The 20,473-nt window shown below is 62.1% G+C and carries 24 protein-coding genes; 13 read left to right on the top strand and 11 right to left on the bottom strand.

All coding sequences use genetic code 11. The features are described 5' to 3' along the window. Positions 1–27 precede the first annotated feature (27 nt). Positions 28–267 (top strand): DUF2188 domain-containing protein, encoded by a 240-nt coding sequence (locus EN861_RS14895; RefSeq protein ID WP_127280166.1) that lies wholly within the window; start codon positions 28–30, stop codon positions 265–267. A 72-nt stretch (positions 268–339) separates the two neighbouring features. On the opposite strand, the gene EN861_RS14890 is transcribed toward EN861_RS14895, so the two are convergent. Both EN861_RS14890 and EN861_RS14885 read right to left on the bottom strand, forming a co-directional pair. Next, complete coding sequence (locus EN861_RS14890) at positions 340–696, bottom strand: hypothetical protein (protein ID WP_245512032.1); 357 nt, start codon at positions 694–696, stop codon at positions 340–342. Next, a complete protein-coding gene (locus EN861_RS14885; RefSeq protein WP_245464480.1) occupies positions 680–1,687 on the bottom strand; it encodes an alpha/beta hydrolase in 1,008 nt (335 codons plus the stop codon). The genes EN861_RS14890 and EN861_RS14885 overlap by 17 nt, the downstream gene beginning before the upstream one ends. Positions 1,688–1,944: 257 nt before the next feature. On the opposite strand from EN861_RS14885, the gene EN861_RS14880 reads away from it, so the two are divergent. The 8 genes from EN861_RS14880 (at position 1,945) to EN861_RS14845 (ending at position 10,723) form a co-directional block, all read left to right on the top strand. Continuing rightward, positions 1,945–2,688, top strand: coding sequence for a competence/damage-inducible protein A (locus tag EN861_RS14880; RefSeq protein WP_127280164.1), 744 nt, complete (start codon positions 1,945–1,947; stop codon positions 2,686–2,688). 81 nt (positions 2,689–2,769) lie between these two features. Further along, the gene (locus EN861_RS14875) at positions 2,770–3,603 is read left to right on the top strand and encodes a universal stress protein (protein WP_127280163.1); all 834 of its coding nucleotides are present in this window, start codon (positions 2,770–2,772) and stop codon (positions 3,601–3,603) included. A gap of 116 nt (positions 3,604–3,719) precedes the next feature. Next, positions 3,720–4,220 (top strand): xanthine phosphoribosyltransferase, encoded by a 501-nt coding sequence (gpt, locus tag EN861_RS14870; RefSeq protein WP_127280162.1) that lies wholly within the window; start codon positions 3,720–3,722, stop codon positions 4,218–4,220. A gap of 212 nt (positions 4,221–4,432) precedes the next feature. Next, positions 4,433–4,921, top strand: a complete 489-nt coding sequence (locus EN861_RS14865) for an NUDIX hydrolase (RefSeq protein ID WP_127869515.1) — start codon at positions 4,433–4,435, stop codon at positions 4,919–4,921. 119 nt (positions 4,922–5,040) lie between these two features. Continuing rightward, a complete protein-coding gene (locus tag EN861_RS14860; protein WP_127276099.1) occupies positions 5,041–5,352 on the top strand; it encodes a PilZ domain-containing protein in 312 nt (103 codons plus the stop codon). 674 nt (positions 5,353–6,026) lie between these two features. Continuing rightward, the gene (locus tag EN861_RS14855; protein ID WP_127276100.1) at positions 6,027–9,806 is read left to right on the top strand and encodes a vitamin B12-dependent ribonucleotide reductase; all 3,780 of its coding nucleotides are present in this window, start codon (positions 6,027–6,029) and stop codon (positions 9,804–9,806) included. A gap of 37 nt (positions 9,807–9,843) precedes the next feature. Then, positions 9,844–10,107: a helix-turn-helix transcriptional regulator gene (locus EN861_RS14850; RefSeq protein ID WP_127276101.1), complete on the top strand. Its 264-nt coding sequence runs from the start codon at positions 9,844–9,846 to the stop codon at positions 10,105–10,107. 25 nt (positions 10,108–10,132) lie between these two features. Then, positions 10,133–10,723: an ImmA/IrrE family metallo-endopeptidase gene (locus EN861_RS14845; protein ID WP_127276102.1), complete on the top strand. Its 591-nt coding sequence runs from the start codon at positions 10,133–10,135 to the stop codon at positions 10,721–10,723. Between the two features lie 86 nt (positions 10,724–10,809). Here EN861_RS14845 and EN861_RS14840 read toward each other — a convergent pair whose 3' ends face one another. The 3 genes from EN861_RS14840 to EN861_RS14830 form a co-directional block, all read right to left on the bottom strand. Further along, a complete protein-coding gene (locus EN861_RS14840; protein WP_245464270.1) occupies positions 10,810–11,307 on the bottom strand; it encodes a hypothetical protein in 498 nt (165 codons plus the stop codon). A 121-nt stretch (positions 11,308–11,428) separates the two neighbouring features. Continuing rightward, on the bottom strand, positions 11,429–11,950 hold the full coding sequence (locus EN861_RS14835) for a hypothetical protein (protein WP_127276104.1): 522 nt from the start codon (positions 11,948–11,950) through the stop codon (positions 11,429–11,431). 30 nt (positions 11,951–11,980) lie between these two features. Next, a complete protein-coding gene (locus EN861_RS14830) occupies positions 11,981–12,937 on the bottom strand; it encodes a DUF3592 domain-containing protein (protein ID WP_245464271.1) in 957 nt (318 codons plus the stop codon). 186 nt (positions 12,938–13,123) lie between these two features. Between EN861_RS14830 and EN861_RS14825 the strand changes: the two genes are divergently transcribed. Both EN861_RS14825 and EN861_RS14820 read left to right on the top strand, forming a co-directional pair. Further along, positions 13,124–13,312, top strand: a complete 189-nt coding sequence (locus EN861_RS14825) for a hypothetical protein (protein ID WP_127276106.1) — start codon at positions 13,124–13,126, stop codon at positions 13,310–13,312. Positions 13,313–13,494: 182 nt separating this feature from the next. Next, positions 13,495–13,728, top strand: a complete 234-nt coding sequence (locus EN861_RS14820) for a hypothetical protein (protein WP_210235185.1) — start codon at positions 13,495–13,497, stop codon at positions 13,726–13,728. A 9-nt stretch (positions 13,729–13,737) separates the two neighbouring features. Here EN861_RS14820 and EN861_RS14815 read toward each other — a convergent pair whose 3' ends face one another. Next, entirely contained in the window at positions 13,738–14,811 is a 1,074-nt protein-coding gene (locus tag EN861_RS14815; RefSeq protein ID WP_135864179.1) for a GH25 family lysozyme, read from the bottom strand. A gap of 326 nt (positions 14,812–15,137) precedes the next feature. Here EN861_RS14815 and EN861_RS14810 point away from each other — a divergent pair, with 326 nt between their 5' ends. After that, positions 15,138–15,770 carry a DedA family protein gene (locus EN861_RS14810; RefSeq protein ID WP_127276110.1) on the top strand — a complete coding sequence of 211 codons (633 nt, stop codon included), beginning with the start codon at positions 15,138–15,140 and terminating at the stop codon, positions 15,768–15,770. A gap of 16 nt (positions 15,771–15,786) precedes the next feature. Here EN861_RS14810 and EN861_RS14805 read toward each other — a convergent pair whose 3' ends face one another. The 5 genes from EN861_RS14805 to EN861_RS14785 all read right to left on the bottom strand — a co-directional run bounded on the left by EN861_RS14805 (position 15,787) and on the right by EN861_RS14785 (position 19,325). Continuing rightward, entirely contained in the window at positions 15,787–16,578 is a 792-nt protein-coding gene (locus tag EN861_RS14805; RefSeq protein ID WP_127276112.1) for a phosphodiester glycosidase family protein, read from the bottom strand. A gap of 115 nt (positions 16,579–16,693) precedes the next feature. After that, on the bottom strand, positions 16,694–17,320 hold the full coding sequence (locus EN861_RS14800) for a transglutaminase-like cysteine peptidase (RefSeq protein WP_127276114.1): 627 nt from the start codon (positions 17,318–17,320) through the stop codon (positions 16,694–16,696). A gap of 148 nt (positions 17,321–17,468) precedes the next feature. Then, the gene (locus tag EN861_RS14795) at positions 17,469–18,341 is read right to left on the bottom strand and encodes an undecaprenyl-diphosphate phosphatase (RefSeq protein WP_127276116.1); all 873 of its coding nucleotides are present in this window, start codon (positions 18,339–18,341) and stop codon (positions 17,469–17,471) included. 241 nt (positions 18,342–18,582) lie between these two features. Continuing rightward, entirely contained in the window at positions 18,583–18,780 is a 198-nt protein-coding gene (locus tag EN861_RS14790) for a hypothetical protein (RefSeq protein WP_127276118.1), read from the bottom strand. Between the two features lie 149 nt (positions 18,781–18,929). Continuing rightward, entirely contained in the window at positions 18,930–19,325 is a 396-nt protein-coding gene (locus EN861_RS14785) for a GFA family protein (RefSeq protein ID WP_127276120.1), read from the bottom strand. A gap of 113 nt (positions 19,326–19,438) precedes the next feature. Between EN861_RS14785 and EN861_RS14780 the strand changes: the two genes are divergently transcribed. After that, positions 19,439–20,467 (top strand): 2OG-Fe(II) oxygenase family protein, encoded by a 1,029-nt coding sequence (locus EN861_RS14780; protein ID WP_135864177.1) that lies wholly within the window; start codon positions 19,439–19,441, stop codon positions 20,465–20,467. Positions 20,468–20,473: the final 6 nt, after the last annotated feature.

Raw genomic sequence — 20,473 nt, 5'->3', positions numbered from 1 at the left:
CAGGCGGACCTTTAACTGGAGGTTTTGATGGCGAAGCTGACTTACAAGATCGTCGAGCATGACGGTGGCTGGGCCTACAAGGTCGGCGCGACCTTCTCGGAGACATTTCCCACCCGTCAGGATGCGTTGCGCGCCGCCGAGATCGCTTCGGCCGAACAACAAGTGGCGGGTTCCACCGATGGCATCCAGTATGAGGACGCCGAGGGCAAATGGCATGAGGAACTTGCCGACGGCCGCGACCGGCCTCAGACCGAAATCTCGGATTGATGTCCAGCCAGGCGCCAGCCGCCGACGCCAGGAAAGATGGCGTCCGGCGGCGGGCGACAAGCCCGCGGCTGGCTATTTGCCGCAGTACTGATCGTTGATGTTGCGCTGAGCATTGGCATCGGGGCCTGGAGTGTTTGAGGCACAAGGTCCGGCCGGGCCAGGATTGCCAAGGGTATTCAATCCGGAACCATCGCCGTTGATGCTGCCGGTGGTGCTCTGGTCGACGGCAGAGGAATCATCATTGCCGAACAGCCACCAATTGTGATGGTTGGGATAGGTAGCGTCCGACGACTTGGCCATCGCCGATGTGGCGAGACCGATCGTCAGGACGGATGCTGCGAAAAGTTTTCTGTACATTGAATTACTCCGTATCTTGGCCGCCTTGGGATGCGACACGGGGTAAACCCGGCGATCAGCCGGATGGTTCATTGAAATTGTCGTGAACCCTTGGTGATGCCGCATCTGAAAAAGCACGTCGCGCGATGCGTTTGATGAAGGCAACAACCCGTTCCGGCTCGACGAATTGCGGCATGTGGCCGAGACCGTCGACGGGTTCGAAATCTAGTCCTTCGACCTTTTCCCGCATCGGCTCGCCATGGACAGCCATGCCGATGACGCGATCGGCGCCGCCGAAGAGAATGCCGGCCGGCATGGCGATCTCGCCATAGCGGCGCTCGATGTGGCCGAGATCCTCCTCGACAGCCACGACATCGGTCGATGTCGCATGGTAGTGGCCGGGCCTCAAGCCGAGCCATCCGCCTCCCCCGCTCATATAGTCGCCAGGGACGGCTTGCGGCGCGAAGATGAAGTCCATCGTCGGCCGGGCATATCTGAGGCTTGCTGGTATCGCCACGGTATAGGCCATGAACCACCGCAACAGGCGTGAAGAAATGTACAGCAGGTCAAATCCTTGGCGCGTCCTTGTCTCCAGATGCGTCAAGGGCGCCAGCAATGCGATGCCTGAAATCGCATTGGGATGTTCGACGGCCAGGGTCAACGCGATGGCGCCGCCCAGGGAATGGCCCACCACCAACGGCCTTTCCAGTCGCAGGCTTTCGATGAAGCGCCTGATGATCTCGGCCTGCTCGGGCAAGCGGCCCGTCGCTCCGCTTGCCCGCGTCGAATAGCCCGAGCCCGGACGGTCGAGCGCGATCAGCCGGTAGCCAGGACCGAAACGGCCAAACACGGTGTGCCGGAAATGATGCAGCTGGGCGCCAAGCCCATGCACGAAGACGATCGGCCGTCCCTGCCCGACATCGACATAGTGGATGCGGTTGCCGTCGATCTCGACGAATTTTCCGACCGGCGGCACCAATCTTTCCGCTTTCGCCGCGATCCACAGCGTGGCCAGCAGCAGAGAGGCAAGCACGAGGATCGCCGCCAGAAACGCCGCGCCAAACAGCCAGAGCAGAATCGACATCAGCATTCCTCACCCGGATCCGAGCCGCGCACCTTACCCGCCCGCGATGGCGCCGCAAGGATGGACAAAACAGACCGACTTGGCGAGGCGGTCGTTCACAGCCCGGGTCCGAGAACAATCAGGCTTGTTCCCGTCCAGGCCAGCCAACCACTGCAATCCAGGTGATATCCGTGTATGCCGGGTCGTCCGCCATTTGGGCGGCATTGCCGCCGCTTGTCCGCCGCGCTATTCAGACTACGCGTCTGCCGGAGCCTTCCATGCCTGAAATCGTTACTGCCGCCATGCTGGTCATCGGCGATGAGATTCTGTCCGGTCGCACCAAGGACAAGAACATCGGCCACCTCGCCGATATCATGACGGCGATCGGCATCGACCTGAAAGAGGTGCGCATCGTACCCGACGAGGAGGACGAGATCGTCGCGGCGGTGAACGCCGTGCGCGCGCGCTATACCTATGTGTTCACCACCGGCGGCATCGGTCCGACGCATGACGACATCACGGCCGATTCGATCGCCAAGGCGTTCGGCGTGCCTTGCGAATACGATGCCAAGGCCTACGCCCTGCTGGAGGCGAGCTATGCCGCGCGCGGCATCGAATACACGCAGGCCCGCAAGCGCATGGCGCGAATGCCGCGCGGCGCCGACCTTATCGACAACCCGGTGTCCGTGGCGCCCGGCTTCCGCATCGGCAACGTCCATGTCATGGCCGGCGTGCCGTCGATCTTCCAGGCCATGCTCGACAATGTCGTCCCGACCCTGAGAGCCGGCACCAAAATGCTGTCGGCCACGGTGCACTGCCCGTTCGGCGAGGGCCTTGTCGGCGGGCCATTGGGCGAGATCCAGAAAGCGCATCCGGATACGATCATCGGCTCCTACCCCAAATATGGCGACGGCAAGTTCTGGACTGAACTTGTGGTGCGTGCCCGCAGCGCGGATGCGCTTGAGGCCGCGCGCGCCGACGTCGAGGCCATAGTGGCTGGCTTCGCCGACAAGGCGAACTGATCCGGCCGGGCCGGAACCAAGAACGGGGCTGTAACGTTTCCCTGCCGCGAGGCCGGTCGCTCGCAAGATTGAGGGATCATCATGCGTTTCAAGACCATCGTTGCCATTCTGCAGAATGAACAGGACGCCGAGCGGGTGCTCGACTGCGCCATTCCGCTTGCCAGCCGCTTCGAGAGCCATCTGATCGGCATCCATGCCGAGGCGCTCCCGGTGCCCTACACGTCGGCGACGGGCTTTCCCGATACGGAGTTCCTGCAGGTTTCCGCCGACATGAATCGGGAGCGGGCAGACAAGCTCCAGGCTGTCTTCCTCGGGCGGGTCGAGGATTCCGGCCTCTCCTTCGAATGGCGCAGCCTGGAGAGCTTCTCCGGCGACAGCGCGCTGACCGGCATTTCAAGCGTGCGCGCCGCCGATCTCATCATCGCCGCCCAACGCGAGACCGGCGGCGATCCGAGCGCGGACGTCGATACGCTGGTCTACGATGCCGGCCGGCCGGTCCTGGTCGTGCCGCATGCCGGTCCTCTCGTCACCACCTTCAAACGCGTGCTGCTCGCCTGGAACGGCAGCAAGGAGGCCGCCCGCGCCGCCTTCGATGCCTTGCCCTTCATCATCGAGGCCGAGAAAACCGACATACTGGTCATAGATCCGCCCGATACGCTCGACGAAAGCCCGGAGGCCGCGGGCGCCGAAATCGCGTCGGCCCTGTCGCGCCACGGCGCCACCGTCAGTGTCTCGGTGCAGAAATCGGGCGGGAGTTCGGTCGACGACATGATCCAGAACAGGATCGCGGAGACCGGTGCCGATCTCCTGGTGCTTGGCGCCTACAGCCACTCCTGGCTGCGCCAGCTTCTGTTCGGCGGGGTGACACGCACGGTGCTGCGCACGGCGCAGGTAGCGACTTTCCTGTCGAGATAAGTCCACAGCGATCGCGACCGCTCTCCCTTGCCAAACCCAAGGGTTTCCAGTTAATTCCGCGCGCATTCACCTGTTTTCTCGCACGCGGCCGCCGCGTGCCGTGGAGTGCGCGAAAAATGTCCCTTCCCGAAAAAGCCTTCCCGGTCTCCTGGGACCAGTTCCATCGCGACGCCCGCGCGCTTGCCTGGCGGCTTGCCGGCACCAGCAAAGGCCAGTGGAAGGCTATCGTCTGCATTACGCGCGGTGGCCTGGTCCCGGCGGCGATCATCTCGCGCGAACTCGGCATCCGCATCATCGAGACAGTCTGTGTCGCCTCCTATCACGACTACACCAGCCAGGGACAATTGCAGGTGCTGAAGGAGATAACGCCGGCCTTGCTGGCCGACGATGGCGCCGGCGTGCTGATCATCGACGACCTGACCGACACCGGCAAGACCGCCGGCATCGTGCGGGCAATGATGCCCAAGGCCCATTTCGCGACCGTCTACGCCAAGCCCAAGGGCCGGCCGCTGGTCGATACTTTCGTCACCGAGGTCAGCCAGGACACCTGGATCTATTTTCCCTGGGACATGGGTTTCACCTATCAAAAGCCGATCGCCGACGATCACGCCGGTTGATTCGCGGCAAGCCGTTTTTTCCCCAATCAGGCCGTCGCCGGCGATAATATTTGCTTGCGCAGACTGATCCGCCGACAAGATATCCTGTGAAATCGACCTCTGTTGACGGGAATCAGCCAGCTTGACCAAAGTTTTTACTTTTATTGGTCACAATTAGCCGTAAGATTCGTGAGACGGCAAACGATTCTGGAGGCTTGGGGCTAGCTTCTCCGATGTTGACACGGCCAACCACACACAACCACCTGGCTGAGAGGGTCCGGCGACTCTTTGGTACGGCGCCGTGTCGTCTGCAGGTTGCCGCCCTGCCCTGGCGCGATGCCGGGAACGGCGTCGAGGTCATGCTGATCACCAGCCGCGATACCGGCCGCTGGGTGCTTCCAAAAGGCTGGCCGGAAGCTCGGGAGCCGCTCTGCGAAGCGGCAGCGCGCGAGGCCGCCGAGGAAGCGGGACTGCGCGGAAACATTTCCCACCTCGAAGCCGGCCGCTATTTCTACGCCAAGGTGCTGGCTTCGGGCGAAGAAGTGCCTTGCGAGGTGCTGGTGTATCCGCTGCACGTCGACAAGGTCGCCGACCGCTGGAAGGAAAAGCACTCCCGCATCCGCAAATGGGTCAATTCCAGCGAAGCGGTGCGCATGGTCAATGAACCGGACCTGTGTCAGATCATCGCCTATTTCTGCGCCGACCCACGCAGGTTCTCCTAGGGCGCAGGCCCTCCACCCCGTGCGTGGATCGTAATCATTTCACAACCATGTGATGTATCGCGTGAATGGTTTGCTAATTTTTCTTCGGTAGAAATTGGCCAATCTGGCGCGTTTCATCGATGGCGAACCCTGTAAACCCACTTCAGCAAGAGTCCACCGAGCCCCAGCGCGAGCATCGTCCGCGCGTGCTCAAGGGTGGAACGATCATCACCGGTATCCAGAATTCCGAAGTGAGTTGCATGGTGCGTAACCAGCATGCGGGCGGCGCCGAACTGAAAATACCGCTCGAGGCCCGGGTTCCCGATCATTTCCTTCTCTATGTGCCGCTCGACGGCGTCGCCTATCGCTGCGAGGTCCGCTGGCGCCGCAGCGACCGACTCGGCGTCCAGTTCACCGGAACTGAACCCAAGCCGAAGCTGCATTACGGCTGATCCCTGGCGCACCGGCGTGCCGGGCTTTTTGAGTTCGCGGCACAATATTTCCGCAGTCCGCGTACACGCACCGGGATCGCGCATACCTGCCGGCGGAAAAATGGCCGCCACAGCGGTCAATTCTATCCCCGTTATCCACATGTGTGACACACAAGATGTTGGGGTCACAAAAGCTACGCAAACGAATCCTTGACGGCTCGAAACGAGTCGCCTTTTATAGGCCATGTGCTCCTGTTGAGAGCGCGACCGGAAAGTTCTGAGCCCGGTCTTTTTCCCGGATTATGTGCGTTTTGCCCGCATTTTCGCCTGTTTACGAGGCCGGCGAAAGCGTTGGGATCGTGGGGTGATGGGGCGACGAAAGGGAGAATTGTCGGACTGGAATAAATTGTCTGTTAATACTATATTTAGTGTTTGCAGCTAGGTTCGACGCTAGATAGTGTGAATTTCCCTCGGGTGAGGGAATCGAAAAATTCAGTCTTGAGGGACCCGCGGGGTCGATTGGCAGCTTCGGCAAACGCCCGGCAAGGCGATTTGTCGTGTGCGTGGCCGCGCCCGCGAAGTGGAGATGCCGGCATTGTTCGAAATGCCGGCAAACGGCGGACTGCGCGTTTCGTCTTTTGGGGGCAGAAATCCCCTGATGAAAGCGCTATATATGGACAAAAGGGATCGGACCAATGCGCATCGAGCGTCGTTTCACCAAGCCAGGCCAATCTGCTTATGCGGAGATCGAATTCCGCAAGGCGCTTTCTGAGATCAAGAATCCGGATGGCTCGGTGGTGTTCCGCTTGGACAACATCGATGTGCCGGCGCAGTTCTCCCAGGTCGCCGCGGACATCCTGGCCCAAAAATACTTCCGCAAGGCCGGCGTCCCCGCGCGCCTGAAGAAGGTCGAGGAGAACGACGTCCCCTCCTTTCTGTGGCGCTCCGTCGCCGATGAAGCGGAACTCGCCAAGCTGCCGGAAGCCGAGCGCTATGGTTCCGAGATCGACGCCCGCCAGGTCTTCGACCGGCTGGCCGGCACCTGGACCTATTGGGGCTGGAAGGGCGGCTACTTCAAGGCGTCGGAGGAAGACGCGCGCGCCTTCCGCGACGAGCTTGCCTATATGCTGGCGACGCAGCGCGTCGCGCCGAACTCGCCGCAATGGTTCAACACCGGCCTGCACTGGGCCTATGGCATCGACGGTCCGAGCCAGGGTCACTTCTATGTCGACCCCTTCACCGGCAAGCTGACCAAGTCGAAGTCGTCCTACGAGCATCCGCAGCCGCATGCTTGCTTCATCCAGGGCGTGCAGGATGACCTCGTCAACGAGGGCGGCATCATGGATCTGTGGGTGCGCGAGGCGCGCCTGTTCAAATATGGCTCCGGCACCGGCTCGAACTTCTCGCTGCTGCGCGGCGAAGGCGAAAAGCTGTCCGGCGGCGGCCGCTCGTCCGGCCTGATGAGCTTCCTCAAGATCGGCGACCGCGCCGCTGGCGCCATCAAGTCGGGCGGCACGACGCGCCGAGCGGCGAAAATGGTCATCGTCGACGCCGACCATCCCGATATCGAGGAATTCATCGACTGGAAGGTCAACGAAGAGCAGAAGGTCGCCTCGCTGGTGACCGGTTCCAAGATCGTCAAGAAGCATCTCGAAGCGATCATGAAGGCCTGCGTCAATTGCGAAGGCCATGACGACGACTGCTTCGATCCGACCATCAACACGGCGCTGAAGCGCGAGATCAAGTTGGCCAAGAAGTCGGCGGTGCCGGAAAACTATATCTACCGCGTCATCCAGTTCGCCAAGCAGGGCTACACCTCGATGTCGTTCAAGACCTACGACACTGACTGGGATTCTGACGCCTACCTCACCGTTTCGGGCCAGAACTCCAACAATTCGGTGTCGCTGAAGGACAATTTCCTGCGCGCCGTCGAGACCGACGCCGACTGGCACCTGACCGCCCGCAAGGACGGCAAGGTCTTGAAGACGCTGAAGGCTCGCGACCTCTGGGAAAAGATCGGCTACGCCGCCTGGGCTTCCGCTGATCCCGGCCTGCATTTCAACACGACGATGAACGACTGGCACACCTGCGCCTCCGCCGGTGCGATCCGGGCCTCCAACCCGTGCTCGGAATACATGTTCCTCGACGACACGGCCTGCAACCTCGCCTCGATCAATCTGCTTCCCTACCGCAATGCCGACGGCACGATCGATATCGCTGCCTACGAGCATACCGTGCGGCTGTGGACCATGGTTCTCGAAATCTCGGTGATGATGGCGCAGTTCCCGTCGAAGGAGATCGCCAAGCTCTCCTACGACTACCGCACCCTCGGCCTCGGCTATGCCAATATTGGCGGCCTGCTGATGACCTCGGGCATTCCCTACGACTCCGATGAGGGCCGCGCCATCTGCGCCGCGCTGACCGCGATCATGACCGGCGTCGCCTATTCCACCTCGGCGGAAATGGCTTCCGAGCTCGGCGCCTTCCCGGACTATGACCGCAACGCCCAGAACATGCTGCGCGTCATGCGCAACCATCGCCGCGCCGCCTATGGCGACAAGGACGGCTACGAGAAACTCGCGGTCAATCCAGTGCCTCTCGTGGCGTCGGACCTGAAGCAGCAGGATTTGGCCACCCACGCCAAGGCCGCCTGGGATCGCGCCATCGAACTCGGCGAGGAGCATGGCTACCGCAACGCGCAGGCAACCGTGATCGCGCCCACCGGCACGATCGGCCTGGTCATGGATTGCGACACCACCGGCATCGAGCCCGACTTCGCCCTGGTGAAGTTCAAGAAGCTCGCCGGCGGCGGCTATTTCAAGATCATCAACCGCGCGGTGCCGGAAGCGCTGCGCACGTTGGGCTACTCCGAGAGCCAGATTGCCGAGATCGAGGCCTATGCGGTCGGTCACGGCAATCTCAACCAGGCGCCCGCGATCAACCCCGGCTCGCTCAAGGCCAAGGGTTTTGGCGACGACAAGATCGCGGCGCTCAATGCCGCGCTTAAGTCGGCCTTCGACATCAAGTTCGTCTTCAACCAGTGGACGCTCGGCGCCGACTGGGTGAAGGAGACTTTTGGCTTCACCGACGAGCAGCTCAACGACTTCTCGTTCGAAATGCTGCCGGCGCTGGGTTTCTCCCGGAAGGATATCGAGGCCGCCAACATCCATGTCTGCGGTGCGATGACGCTGGAAGGCGCTCCTTTCCTCAAGGCCGAACACCTCGCCGTATTCGACTGCGCCAGCCCGTGCGGCAAGATCGGCAAGCGCTCGCTTTCGATCAACAGCCACATCCAGATGATGGCGGCGGCACAGCCCTTCATCTCCGGCGCCATCTCCAAGACCATCAACATGCCGAACGACGCGACGGTGGAGGACGCCAAGAGCGCCTACATGCTGTCGTGGAAGCTGGCGCTGAAGGCCAACGCGCTCTACCGCGACGGCTCGAAGCTGTCGCAGCCGCTCAATGCCTCGCTGCTCGCCGATGGCGAGGAGGACGAGGACGATGCGGTCGAGCAGTTGATCCAGGCACCGGCGGCGGCGCGCGCGGCGCAGATCACCGAGCGGATCGTCGAGCGCATCATCGAGCGTGTGTCGCGCGAGCAGGAAAAGCTGCCCGGCCGCCGCAAGGGTTATACGCAGAAGGCCAAGATCGGCGGCAACACCATCTTCCTGCGCACCGGCGAATATGACGATGGCCGTCTCGGCGAGATCTTCATCGACATGAACAAGGAGGGTGCCACGCTGCGTGGCCTTCTCAACAACTTCGCCATCGCGATCTCGCTCGGCCTGCAATATGGCGTGCCGCTCGACGAATATGTGCACGCCTTCACCTTCACCAAGTTCGAGCCGGCCGGCATGGTCATCGGCAACGATGCCATCAAGAGCGCGACATCGATCCTCGACTACGTGTTCCGTGAACTGGCCATCTCCTATCTCGGCCGCAACGATCTCGCCCATGTCGACCAGTCGGACTTCTCCAACACAGCGCTTGGCCGCGGCATCAGCGAAGGCAAGACCGACGCCGTCTCCAAGGGCCTGACCCGCGGCTCGCCGGTGAAGCTGGTGTCGAGGGCAAGCGGCAGCGAGCCGAAGGGCTTTGCCGGCTCCGGCAGCCCTACCCGCTCGGCGCCGACGGCCTTCTCCGGCTCCAACGTGCTGGCGTTGAAGCCGGCGAGCGACGAGGCGATCGCCTACAAGCGCGACTATGAGGAGCGGGCCAAGGAACTGGCCGAGGACATCGCCTTCGAGGAAGCGGCCTCCGATGCCTCGACCGATACCACCGCGGCGCTGTTCACCGACACGGCGGCCCAGGAAGCAGCCGAGGCGAAGAAACTCGCGGCCGACCGCCGCGCCAAGTCATTGCTCCAGGGCTACACCGGCAATTCCTGCTCCGAGTGCCAGAATTTCACCATGGTAAGGAACGGGACTTGCGAGAAGTGCGATACGTGCGGCGCCACGAGCGGGTGCAGCTGAGAACCGAGAGTCGGGCGAAGAATCCTAGGAGACTTTCATGAAGAACGGCAGTCCAGAAAAATTCGGGGCTTTCATTGAACGCACCCGCCGCGAGAAGAGGTGGTCACAAAATCAACTCGGAAAGCTCATTGGCGCAGGCAGTGCGTACATCACCAGTGTGGAAAACGGGGAAATTTGGCCGACAGATCACATTCTGGATCAGCTCGCGGCACTTTTTGGGGTGCCGCATGAGTATCTGATCGCTATGCTCGGCCCGAAGCCGCAAGTAGCCGCCGAGGCCCGTCCACGACCGAAGGCCTAAACCACAGCGCGGCCAGGAGGATACGATGAAGTCCCTGGATCGCTTTAATTCTGAAAAGCTGAGTGAACTCGACATCGCCGAACGTGCCCGCCAATTTAGAGGCTCGTTCGGCATATCGGACAAACTCTACGTTGATATAATTGAAATCCTAGAATTTAAGCTGAAAGAGATTCTACCCGATTTCAAATTGATGATTCGGCGAGATATTGAGCTGGATAAGACCGCATATGCGACGAATGACCCACCGCGCATCTTTGTAAGAGAGACAATCTACGATAGTGCTTGCGATGGAGATCAAGAGTGCCGCAGAATACTTGCGCACGAGTTAGGACACCTGCTTTTGCATGCGCATATAGATGGAGCTAAACAGAAAGATCTTCTGGGCTACACTCCACAACTCACAAACATGAACTCCCTCGAAAGTGTCGAGGATCAGGCCGATATATTCGCGAGAAACTTCTTAGTTCCGCCATTTGTGGCTTTTGAGTACCGCCGAGACATCCACAGACTTTCGCAGCTTACCGGAACTCCTACTAATATCGCTTCGGCAGCGGCTCTAATTTCAAAACGAATTGAAATGCTAAGGATACGGCAGCCGCCAGCAAAAAAGCAGTGATGCTACTGCCGCCATCCGGCGCCCAATCCCTTCCCATTGTAGGAGTAGACAAGAGGCACTCCTGATCGCACTTTGACTGCCGGCGCCTAACCCGCCGGCAACACCCGCAACGTCTGCTCGTCAAACAACGGCTCGTCCTGGCCGATGCGGACGAACAGCACTTTCCGCCCCTCACCCGCCGGCACCTCGAAATACTGGATGCCGTCGGGCATTTCGCCCCAGTCGCCGCAAGGCGGTTCGGGAACCTCGTCGGGGTTGGCGAGCGCCTTCAGCTCTTTCGCATAGGCGGCATTAGGGCTGAATGTGTAGCGTTTGACGCCGACGGGCACGGTGCCCTCGGTGTAGGGCGCCAGCACACAGCGGGCGCTGACGGCCTTGTCGGTCTTTTCCAGCAACAGGCGTAGCACTGCGGCTTCGGCGGTTTCGCCTGACTTGATGTCGAACACCTCGACCAGAGGATCGGCCGCACCGCCATCGCTGTATTTGATGGCAAGTGCGTTGCCGACGAATTCGAAATGGATCTGGCGGAAGCCGAAATCGCAGCGCTGCACCCAGGCGGCCAGCCCGACCGTCTTGTCGGTCATTTTTTCCCAGACGCATTTGTCGATCGGCGGGCGCGACGGCGCGGGCTCATCCGCATGTGCTGCAGCTGATATCGTCGCTGATGCAAACAGCGCGCAGGCCCAAGCGAACGATCTCATGACGCTATTCATCGCTGCATCCCGCCAAAGTGAAGGCGTCCCATGCCGAGCCGTTCCGATTGGCTTTGGCGAAGTCGGCAAATTCGGTGAAAGCAGCGCCGAAATCAGGCAGCAACAGCCCTTTCGGCGCCGGCGTCGCTTCGCGCGAGTTAAGCTGCTCGGCGCCGCCTCCGGTCAAGGCATAGACCTGGCCTATCCATATCCGGCACAGCCCGCTGCCATCCTCCAGCCCCGCCTCGCGGTCGTCGTCGGTGCAGGTGTGGCGGATAGTGCCGAGCGGAAATGAATTCCTGCCATTGGTCCAGGTGATGTCGGCCGGCAGGCTTATATCGGTCTTCGGCACGGTCAGCGAAAACACTTCGGCCGTCAGCGCTGCCGGCTCATTGTGGAGCGGCCGGAATTGCATGACCGCACCCGAACGCGGCTCGCGATAGGTGGCGTGGCTCAACAGACACTCTTTTGCGCTCGCTGCCTGCACGGCGCCGAGCAGAGCCAGGAAGAACAAGGCCGGTTTGCCAGTGATCATTGAATGCCTCGTCATGAAAGCAGGCGCGCCTCAAACGACCAGCCAGGCGGCGGCGCCGAGAAAGCCCAGCGAGCAAACCCACAGCAGCCAGAGCCCGCGCACCCGGCATTCGAGCACCGCCGAGGCGGGATTGGCCGGGTCATAGTGCACGTCGACCTTGCTGCCTTCGGCATAGCGCCTGGCCTGGCCGCTGACGAGGCCGGGCAGCGAGGCCGTCACGCTGACGCCGAAGGTGACACGATCGGCGCTGTAGCGCTGTCCGGCGACGCCATAGCTGTAGACGATGCGCGACCGAAAGACGGTGCGCCAGCGATAGCTGCCATTGGCGCGGATCGTCTGCAGGCCCGACGCATCGATGCGGCCGGCGGCGACCGGCCATTGCACCGCTTGCCTGGCAAGCGCCTTCTGGGCGAAACCCATGCGCAGGACGAACAGGCCCATGAACAACAGCAGCGCCGCCGCCCCGAGATTCTGCGGCTTGGCCAGATGCGGCCTGATCCCCTCCAGGACGCCGCCAACGGAAAACACCAGAACCACTGTGCCGATCACCAGTCCCGCCGACAGCTTGGCCATGAATTTGAAGGCGCCATCGGGAAAGGTGCGCTCGATCACCGCCTTGCTCGGATCGGCCGGATTGTAAAAGACAGTCACCTCGGCGCCGCGCGGAAACTGCGCCAGGGTTTCAGCGACTTCGAAATTTCCCAAATTCTCTTTCACACTGTAACGCGAGCCGCGAAATGTCTTGCCGCCCACCTTGTATTCGAAGGTGATCGCCGGAAAATTGCGGATTTCGGTGGTGTCATTGCTGTCCGGGCCAACGCCCGAGACTCTCACCTCACGCGCCTCGGCGCGCGACGAAATGATCTTTCCCGGCGTCGGCAACCAGTGGCTGAGGGCCTGCACCTCCCGCCATTTCACGAAGGTGATGAACGACAACATGCCGGCGACCGCGCAGGCAAATCCGACAAGCAGAAATTGGAGCTCCACCCTGATCCCCCCGGAGTACAGGAACCGGCACTAGACAGCACCGCGGCGGCAATGTCTCGCTTATTCGCAAAACACCAATGCCGGCGCCTCACGCGCACTGAATTGCTGAAGCGTAATTTGACGACTGAGGCGATCGGCTTAAAAAGGGCCGGGAACTTTCGCGAGGCTGCAAGTCGGGAGACGGACATGAACGACGAAGCCGACGACGACAAGGACATCGTGAACCAGCTTGCCTATGTCAGGGCCGATCCAAGCCAGCACGACACGCTGACGCTTCTGGCCATGATCGACGCGGCGATTTCCGAGATCATGGGGTTGAGGACGGCGCTGCGGCTGAGCGAGGAACGCAACAGCCGCAGCGCTCAGCTGCAATAAGAATCCGAACCAGCGCTTTGATCCGCGTCGGCCATCATCTGCCGGCCCGCGCCGCCCGCCCAGGCGCGCCATCTCCGCTCGTTACCCCGGTGGGATTGCCTTGAACGGACGCATGGCGACGGTCCGGGCATTCGAATCCAGGTCTGTCCATCGCAGCAATGAATGGATCGCGCGCCGCCTCAATGGCTTGGTTGACTCAGATCAAGGCCCTGCCTGCGTTCATCCTGTCTTCTCCGGCAATGGCAATCATCAAACGGAGAACGGACGTGCCCAGCTACGACATCATGGTTATCGCGGCGGTCCTGATCAGCTTCGGCTTATTTTCCGGGATTCTGGCCTTCGCCACGTTCGACGAATCGCGCCGGCACTCGGGCAAGGCGCCCCGCGGCGAAGCTTCCGGCTCGCGCGCCCATTAGTCGCGCTGCCTAGTCCGCGTCAGCCATCATCTGCCGGCCGCCACCGCCGGCCCAGGCGCGCCATTGCCGCTCATCGCCATGGAAGACGTTGAGGTCGATGCGACCGGTCACGCCATGCGACAGGCCGGAGCCGGAATACTGCCAGAACAGCCACTTGCGATCGGGATAGACCTTCGACGGATGCCGGGCCACGGCACGCAGCCAGAAGGGATAGTCCGGGAAGGCGCCCTGAAGGTTGTCGCGATAGAAGTCGGGCGACGTGTAGATGATCGGCCGCTGGCCGTAGTGACGCTCCAGCTTGTCCATGAACACCTGCATCTTCTCCAGCACCTTTTCGCGCGACGGCCGGCGCTGGCAGCTGGAGTCGCCGTTCCACTCGACGTCGATCACCGGCGGCAGCGCACCATCGATCTTCGGCACGTTGCGGATGAACCAGTCGGCCTGTTCGCCAGCGGTACGGCACCAGTAGAAGAAATGATAGGCGCCACGCTTCAGCCCGGCGGCCTGCGCGCCGCGCCAGTTCTTCATAAACATCGGATCGAGATGGTCGCCGCCGTCGGTTGCCTTGATGTAGGCGAAGTTGGCGCCCTGGGCGCGCAGCTTTTCCCAGTTCACGTCGCCCTGCCAGCGCGACACGTCGACACCGTGCACGGCAAGGTGACGGGGCGACGAGCGGCCGAAATTGATCGGCTTGGCATCGCGGAAGCCGTAGCGCGTGACCGGTCCTGCGAGCATGGCCGGTGCCGCCCGCGACAACAGCTTCGGTGGCGACACCAGGGCAGCCTCCTCGATCGGCGGCTCGACACTGTCTGGCAGTTCGGGTGCGGGAAACGCCACCGTCTCTTCCTCCGCCAGGCCAAAGGGGCGAGCGGTGTCGTCCGCGGACGCAACCTCAACCCGTTTGCGCGCCGCGTTTGCCCTGGCCACCGGAACGGACGCGATCGGCGCGCTTGGCCGCACCACCGAACTGGTCGTTTCATTGGATGGCTTCTGCATGTCGAGCGCGTCCATGCCCGACGTCGACGAACAGCCGGCAAGGCACAGCGATGCGATCACGAAACTGATGACGCCTGATAACCGCATCTGGACCTGTACTCAAACACAACAGACCGAAGGCGACGGCCGACGGACAACCAGACCAGTTATGAACGAGAAATTACCAATAAAGTTTGAATCAAGTTTTTTACCATAGCTGTGGCCCCTTTCAGACAGTCGCCGGCGGCGGGCCGGCCAAGCCTTGACAGCGCCATGATGTGGCTGTTGAGAACGGTATGCGGCGTTTGCGCCGGCGTTCCCAAAATTCTTGAAAAGGCGCCGGGCCACGCGGCTGGCTCGTCAACGACAAGCTCGACGAACTCAGAAGCCTGCTCGACAGCGGCAGCTGAGGAACACTTTCAAAAGGAGCTTGCGTGCAGTCGTTCATCGACCAAAGCGTTTGTTTCATCGAGAACCATCAGGCCTGGGCGGGCCTCGTGGTCGGGCTGCTGGCCTTCGGCGAATCGCTGGTGCTGGTCGGCATCCTGTTGCCCGGCACCACGGTGCTGATCATCGTCGGCGGCCTGGTGGGCGCCGGTATCGTCCAACCCCTGCCCGTTCTCCTCGCCGCGATGATCGGTGCGGCGCTCGGCGACACCATCTCCTATTTTCTCGGCAAATGGCTTGGGCGCGGCGTCGTCCACAAATGGCCGCTCAACCGCTATCGCCGCGAGATCGCCAGGGCGCGCCTGTTCTTCCATCGCTACGGTTTCGCCGCGGTTTTCGTCGGCCGCTTTTTCGGCCCGGTCCGCGCCACCGTACCGCTGGTCGCGGGCATGATGGGCATGAACCGACGCCGCTTCCAGATCGCCAACATCCTGTCGGCGATCATCTGGGCGCCGGTCGTGCTGTCGCCTGGTTGGCTGGTGGCGAAAGGGGCCGACAGCCTGCCCGAACTCGACGCGACCAGCCTGTTCGGGCTGGCGGTGATGGCGGCCATAGCGGCGGCGATCATCGTGGCCGTCATTGTCATAAGACTGCGCGGCAGGCGCGATGCCCGGACCTAGGGGGTGGCGCCATGCATCAGCCTCGTTTCCTGAAGACGCCGATCATCGGCCCCAGGTTCCAGTAGTCGTCGTTGCGGCCAATGGCCGGAGCGAGCAGGCTCGATATCGTGCCGTCGAGAAAGAGTGCGTTGTCGCAGCCGAGCGCGTCGCGAAACAGGCGGGCAAAGGCGTGGAATGTCACCGTGCCATTCGAGATGGCAAAGACGGCGACGCCATCCTTTCGCACCCCGACGCCATCGCGGCTCTTGCGCGACGTGCCGTCGGACCGGAATTTCGGGTGAAGCTGGCCGTCGATCACCAGCATCGGCCCTGATTGCGTTGCATAGTCGGTGGCTGGCCGCTGCCTGACGAAGTCCCTGGTCGCCCGCACCGCGGCCTTGCCGCCGCCGATATAGAAGATGCCGTTCGGCTGCAGCGAAAAATTGCCGCTGCCCGATCCCGTCTTCACACCGGCCATTTCCCGGCCGCGCTCGACATAGAGGCCGACCGGCCTGAGGTCGGGGTGATACATGCCCGCATTGATGGCAAACAGCATGGTACGGCCGGCCGCGCGCTGGGCGTTGTCGAGATTGTGCAGCGACTGAAAAGGCTTGCCGCCCTGATCTTTCCAGAACAGTTCGATCGAATACAGTTTTGGATCGACCTCGCAGACGAGAAAGCTGCCGGCCTCGAAGGCGACGTCACGGCACGGCGGCACCGAAGCGAACCACTGGCCGAACGCCATTGTCGTGGCAAGCGCGTGCGGCAACGCGGCCTTGACCAAAGTCAGCAACAAGGGCGCCGAATGCAGGAGTGTCAAAAAATCCATGCGCGTTCCGGATTGTCGGTTCCAACGAGTTGTCGTGGATAGCACCGCTTGCCGGTACGATGAAGGATTTGCTCAGGGGAAGCGTGGACTATGGCCCGGGGACGGCCCGCGACGGCTATTTGACGGCGCTGACCAGCTTCTCTTCGCCGGCGAGAATGGAGACCCAGCGCCCGGTGTTGTCACTCGCCTGTCTTTTCAGATAGCGATACGGCGTCTGGTTCCAGAGACGAACCTTGTCGACAAGATTGTCGAGGATGAAGTCGCCCTTGTCGGTGCGTACCGTCAGCACGGCATGGCCTTCGCCATCCGGCTTGCGAACCACCGTCATCAGGAGATTGGCTATGGCGATGCCCAGGCTGGTGAGCTCACGCCGCTTTTCCAGCGCGTAATCCTCGCAATCGCCGAAGCCATTGTCCGGATAGGCCCACCATTCCTCCTTGCCGTAATTGTCCATGTCGCTCATCGGCTTGACGCGCGTGTTGACCGAAAGGTTTACGGCACTGATCTCCCGCAACAGCTTGCCAGTCATCTGTTCCGGCTCGCTGTCGGGTGAACGGATGGAGCACTCGGCGGCATGGATCTTGCAAAAATCATAGTGGCCGATCGGCTGCGAGGTCGAGCCGCCGATGACCATGGAAGCGGGAGCCGCGTAGGCGGAATTCGCCGCCGAACAGAAAGCAATCAGGGCAATCGCAAGCCCCAGCCCCTTCGCCTTGCGGCGCAAACCCAACGAGGATGCCATGCGGCTCCGCCATCTGTTTTTTGTTAACAGAACGTTAAGGGCGGACATTGCCCGAAGTCAATGAAGGCGTCCGATCACATCTTCGGGCATGGGTTGATGCGCTCCAGGCGGTTGCAGCAGCGCAACACCGCAAGCGTGCCGGTTCGGCCTAGGCTAGCCATCCCATAGCCACGCCGAGCAGCAGGACGACCCCGAGCGCGCCGCGATAGATGACGAAAGGCCAGGCGGAGAAGCGTTCGAGCACGCGCATCAGGCCCCAGATGGCGAAGAAGGCCGATATCGAGGCCACGAGCAGTCCCACGCCCAGAACCGACCATCCATGGGCGTCGAGATGCGCCTTGTGCAGTTCCCACAATTCCTTGAGGCCGGCGAGCGCGATCGCCGGCAGCCCGAGCAGGAACGAGAAACGCGCAGCCTCCGCCCGCTTGAAGCCAAGCCCCAGTGCCGCCGTCAGGGTCGAGCCAGAGCGAGAGACGCCCGGGATAAGCGCGCCAACCTGGGCGACGCCGACAAGGAGCGCGTCGACGAGCGACGCTTCGCCCACGGTGCGCCTGTGGCGGGCGAAAATCTCGGCCAGCGCCAGCAGGACCGCCATGGCGATGCAGGCCCAGCCAATCACGCTCAGACTGCGCAACGGCGAATTGCAGGTGTTGAGGACGCCCGAGAGCGCCACGCCGGCGATGACAATGGGGATCGTCGCCAGCACGATCCACAGCGCCAGACGGAAATGCCGGTCGGCAAAATCGCGGCGCGTGAGGGCATCGAGTGATCCAAACAGGAGATCCCTCACGTCGCCCCAGAAGTAGCTGACCACCGCTGCAAGGGCCGCCAGCTGCATGGCGGCGGAGAAAGCCGAGCCCGGGTCCTGCCAGCCAAGCACAGCCGGCACGATGCGCATATGGGCGGTCGAGGAGATCGGCAGCAGTTCGGTGATGCCTTGCACAAGGCCGAGGAAAGCGACCTTGGCAAATCCAAGGCCGACAAAGCCCGTGTCGACGCCTTGCGTGCAGATATCAGCCATGTCGGTTCCATGCGGGAGGGATCGGACTTGCGAAGGCACGATCGGCGGCGATCAATGCCGGGCAAGCCATACCGCTATGCGGCGCAGAATCAATTTACGGATTTGTAAGCTGGCGGCCCGAACGGGCGTCATAGCGTCGCGTGGCGGCGGACACATTGCAATACGCTTGCGGGCCGCGCCACCCGCATCCAAACCGGCCCACGGGCCGGCCAATGATGTTCATGGAAGATCGCAAGGCTACTCAGGGGCACAGCCACAGTTTCTGGCAGGTCCTGGCGATCACATGCGCCGGCGGGACAACCGGTTCATCGAGGGAAGGCCGGCGAGCCCGCTCAAGCAGCATGCGCACCTGTTCCGGGCGCACACGGTCGCGCTCCATCACAAGCAGGACCATCGGATCGCTCAAAAGCTCGTCCAGGGTGCTGATGCTGTCGTTCATCCGTCGTCTCCTCGAATGCCGGGCCCGCGACGCATAGATAGGGTGACAAAGATGGCCCGCCAATGACGCTTTGCCGGCTATCGCGTGTCTCTTTGGATTAATTTTTGGTCATCCCGGGGCACGTCGTCCTGTTGACGAGAAGGAGGAAGCTAGGCCGGCGGAGCGCCTTCATATTGCGGCAAGCCGTCGTCAAGCATCACCCAGGGCTGTTTCGAGGCGGTCCACATATGCATCTGTGGCCTGAAGAACGACGGGTCGTCCAGCGAACCGGTGGTCACGCCGATGATGCCGGCGGAATCGCGCCGCGAAAACATCGTTGTGCCGCAGTTCGGGCAAAACCCGCGCTTGAGGTCCGGCGAGGTGTTGACCGTGGCCAACCGGCCCTCGACCGTCACATCGTCGATGCGGAACAGAACACGCGCATTGAAGGCCGCGCCGATCGCCTTCTGGCAGAGCCGGCAGTGACAGATGCGCTCGTTGATGGGGTCGGCGTCGGTGCGGTAGCGCACCGCCTTGCACAGGCATCCGCCTTCGTATTTTGCCATCGCCTGAATCCGTTGGTGGAGTGAACAGGCGGCAAGGTAGCGGCGACGCCGATTGGGTCAATTGAAAAGCTTTGATACAAGGTCATCGATTATCGTGATGCGGCAGGACCGTGATGACACCGGACATCGAAACAATCGGCATTGCGGACCTGTTCGGGCCGCCCTCGCCCGCCCGCGACCGCGCCGACGCCAGGATCATGGCTGCCGCGGCAGGCATCGGTTTCCTGGCGGTCCGGGATTTTCCCGGCGATGACTGGCTGACGCCGGAAAAGCGCGCGCGATTGCTGCGTATCTTTGCGCTTCCCGATGCCGGCAAGCAGGAATTGCTGCGCTGGAATTTCGATCACACGAAGAAGAATTTCTACCGCGGCTGGTTTCCGCTGCAGCCGCAAGCCGTTTCCTACAAGGAAGGCATCGACATGGGGCCGGACCTTGCCGATGCGGCGCGAGTCTCGACCTCCGACGATCCCCTGTGCGAGCCGACACCACTACCGGCCGAAAATGCCTTGCCCGGCTGGCGCACCGCCGCGGCCGACTACTACCGCGCGATGGAGACGGTCGGCACCATGCTGATGCGGTCGATCGCACGCGGGCTTGGCCTGCCTGAAACGATCTTCGATGCCTATTTCGCTGGTGGCATCTCGACGCTGCGGCTGATCCGCTATCCCCTGCGCGACGCCAGTGCCGGCGTCGACACAAGCGGGCCGGAGTTTTCGGTGACCCACAAGGGCGAAACGCGCACCATCATCGGCCGCGAACATGCCGATTCAGGCTTCGTCACCTTGCTGGCGCAGGACGGCGTCGAGGGCTTGCAGGCAAAGAACCTCGCCGGCGAATGGATCGACGTGCCTCCAGCCAATGGCACGCTGGCGGTTAATTTCGGCCAGTTGCTGGAGCGCTGGACCGGTGGCCGCGTGCGCGCGACACGGCACCGGGTCATTGCACCCAAAACGACGCGGTTCTCGATCCCGTTCTTCTACGAGCCGCGCGTCGACGCGGAGATATCGCCTCTGCCATTGGACGGCGCCGAGCCCTTCGAGCCTTTCCTCTACGGCGATTATCTCTGGGAATCGGCGACCAACTTCGTCGAGATGGGCGGCATCAAGCATCTGAGACAGCCACGCCGCGCCAGGGCTTCCTAAACAGCA

The organism is Mesorhizobium sp. M8A.F.Ca.ET.218.01.1.1 (assembly GCF_004791165.1).
Taxonomy (GTDB): Bacteria; Pseudomonadota; Alphaproteobacteria; order Rhizobiales; family Rhizobiaceae; genus Mesorhizobium.
This window is presented reverse-complemented; position numbering and strand designations above follow the sequence as displayed.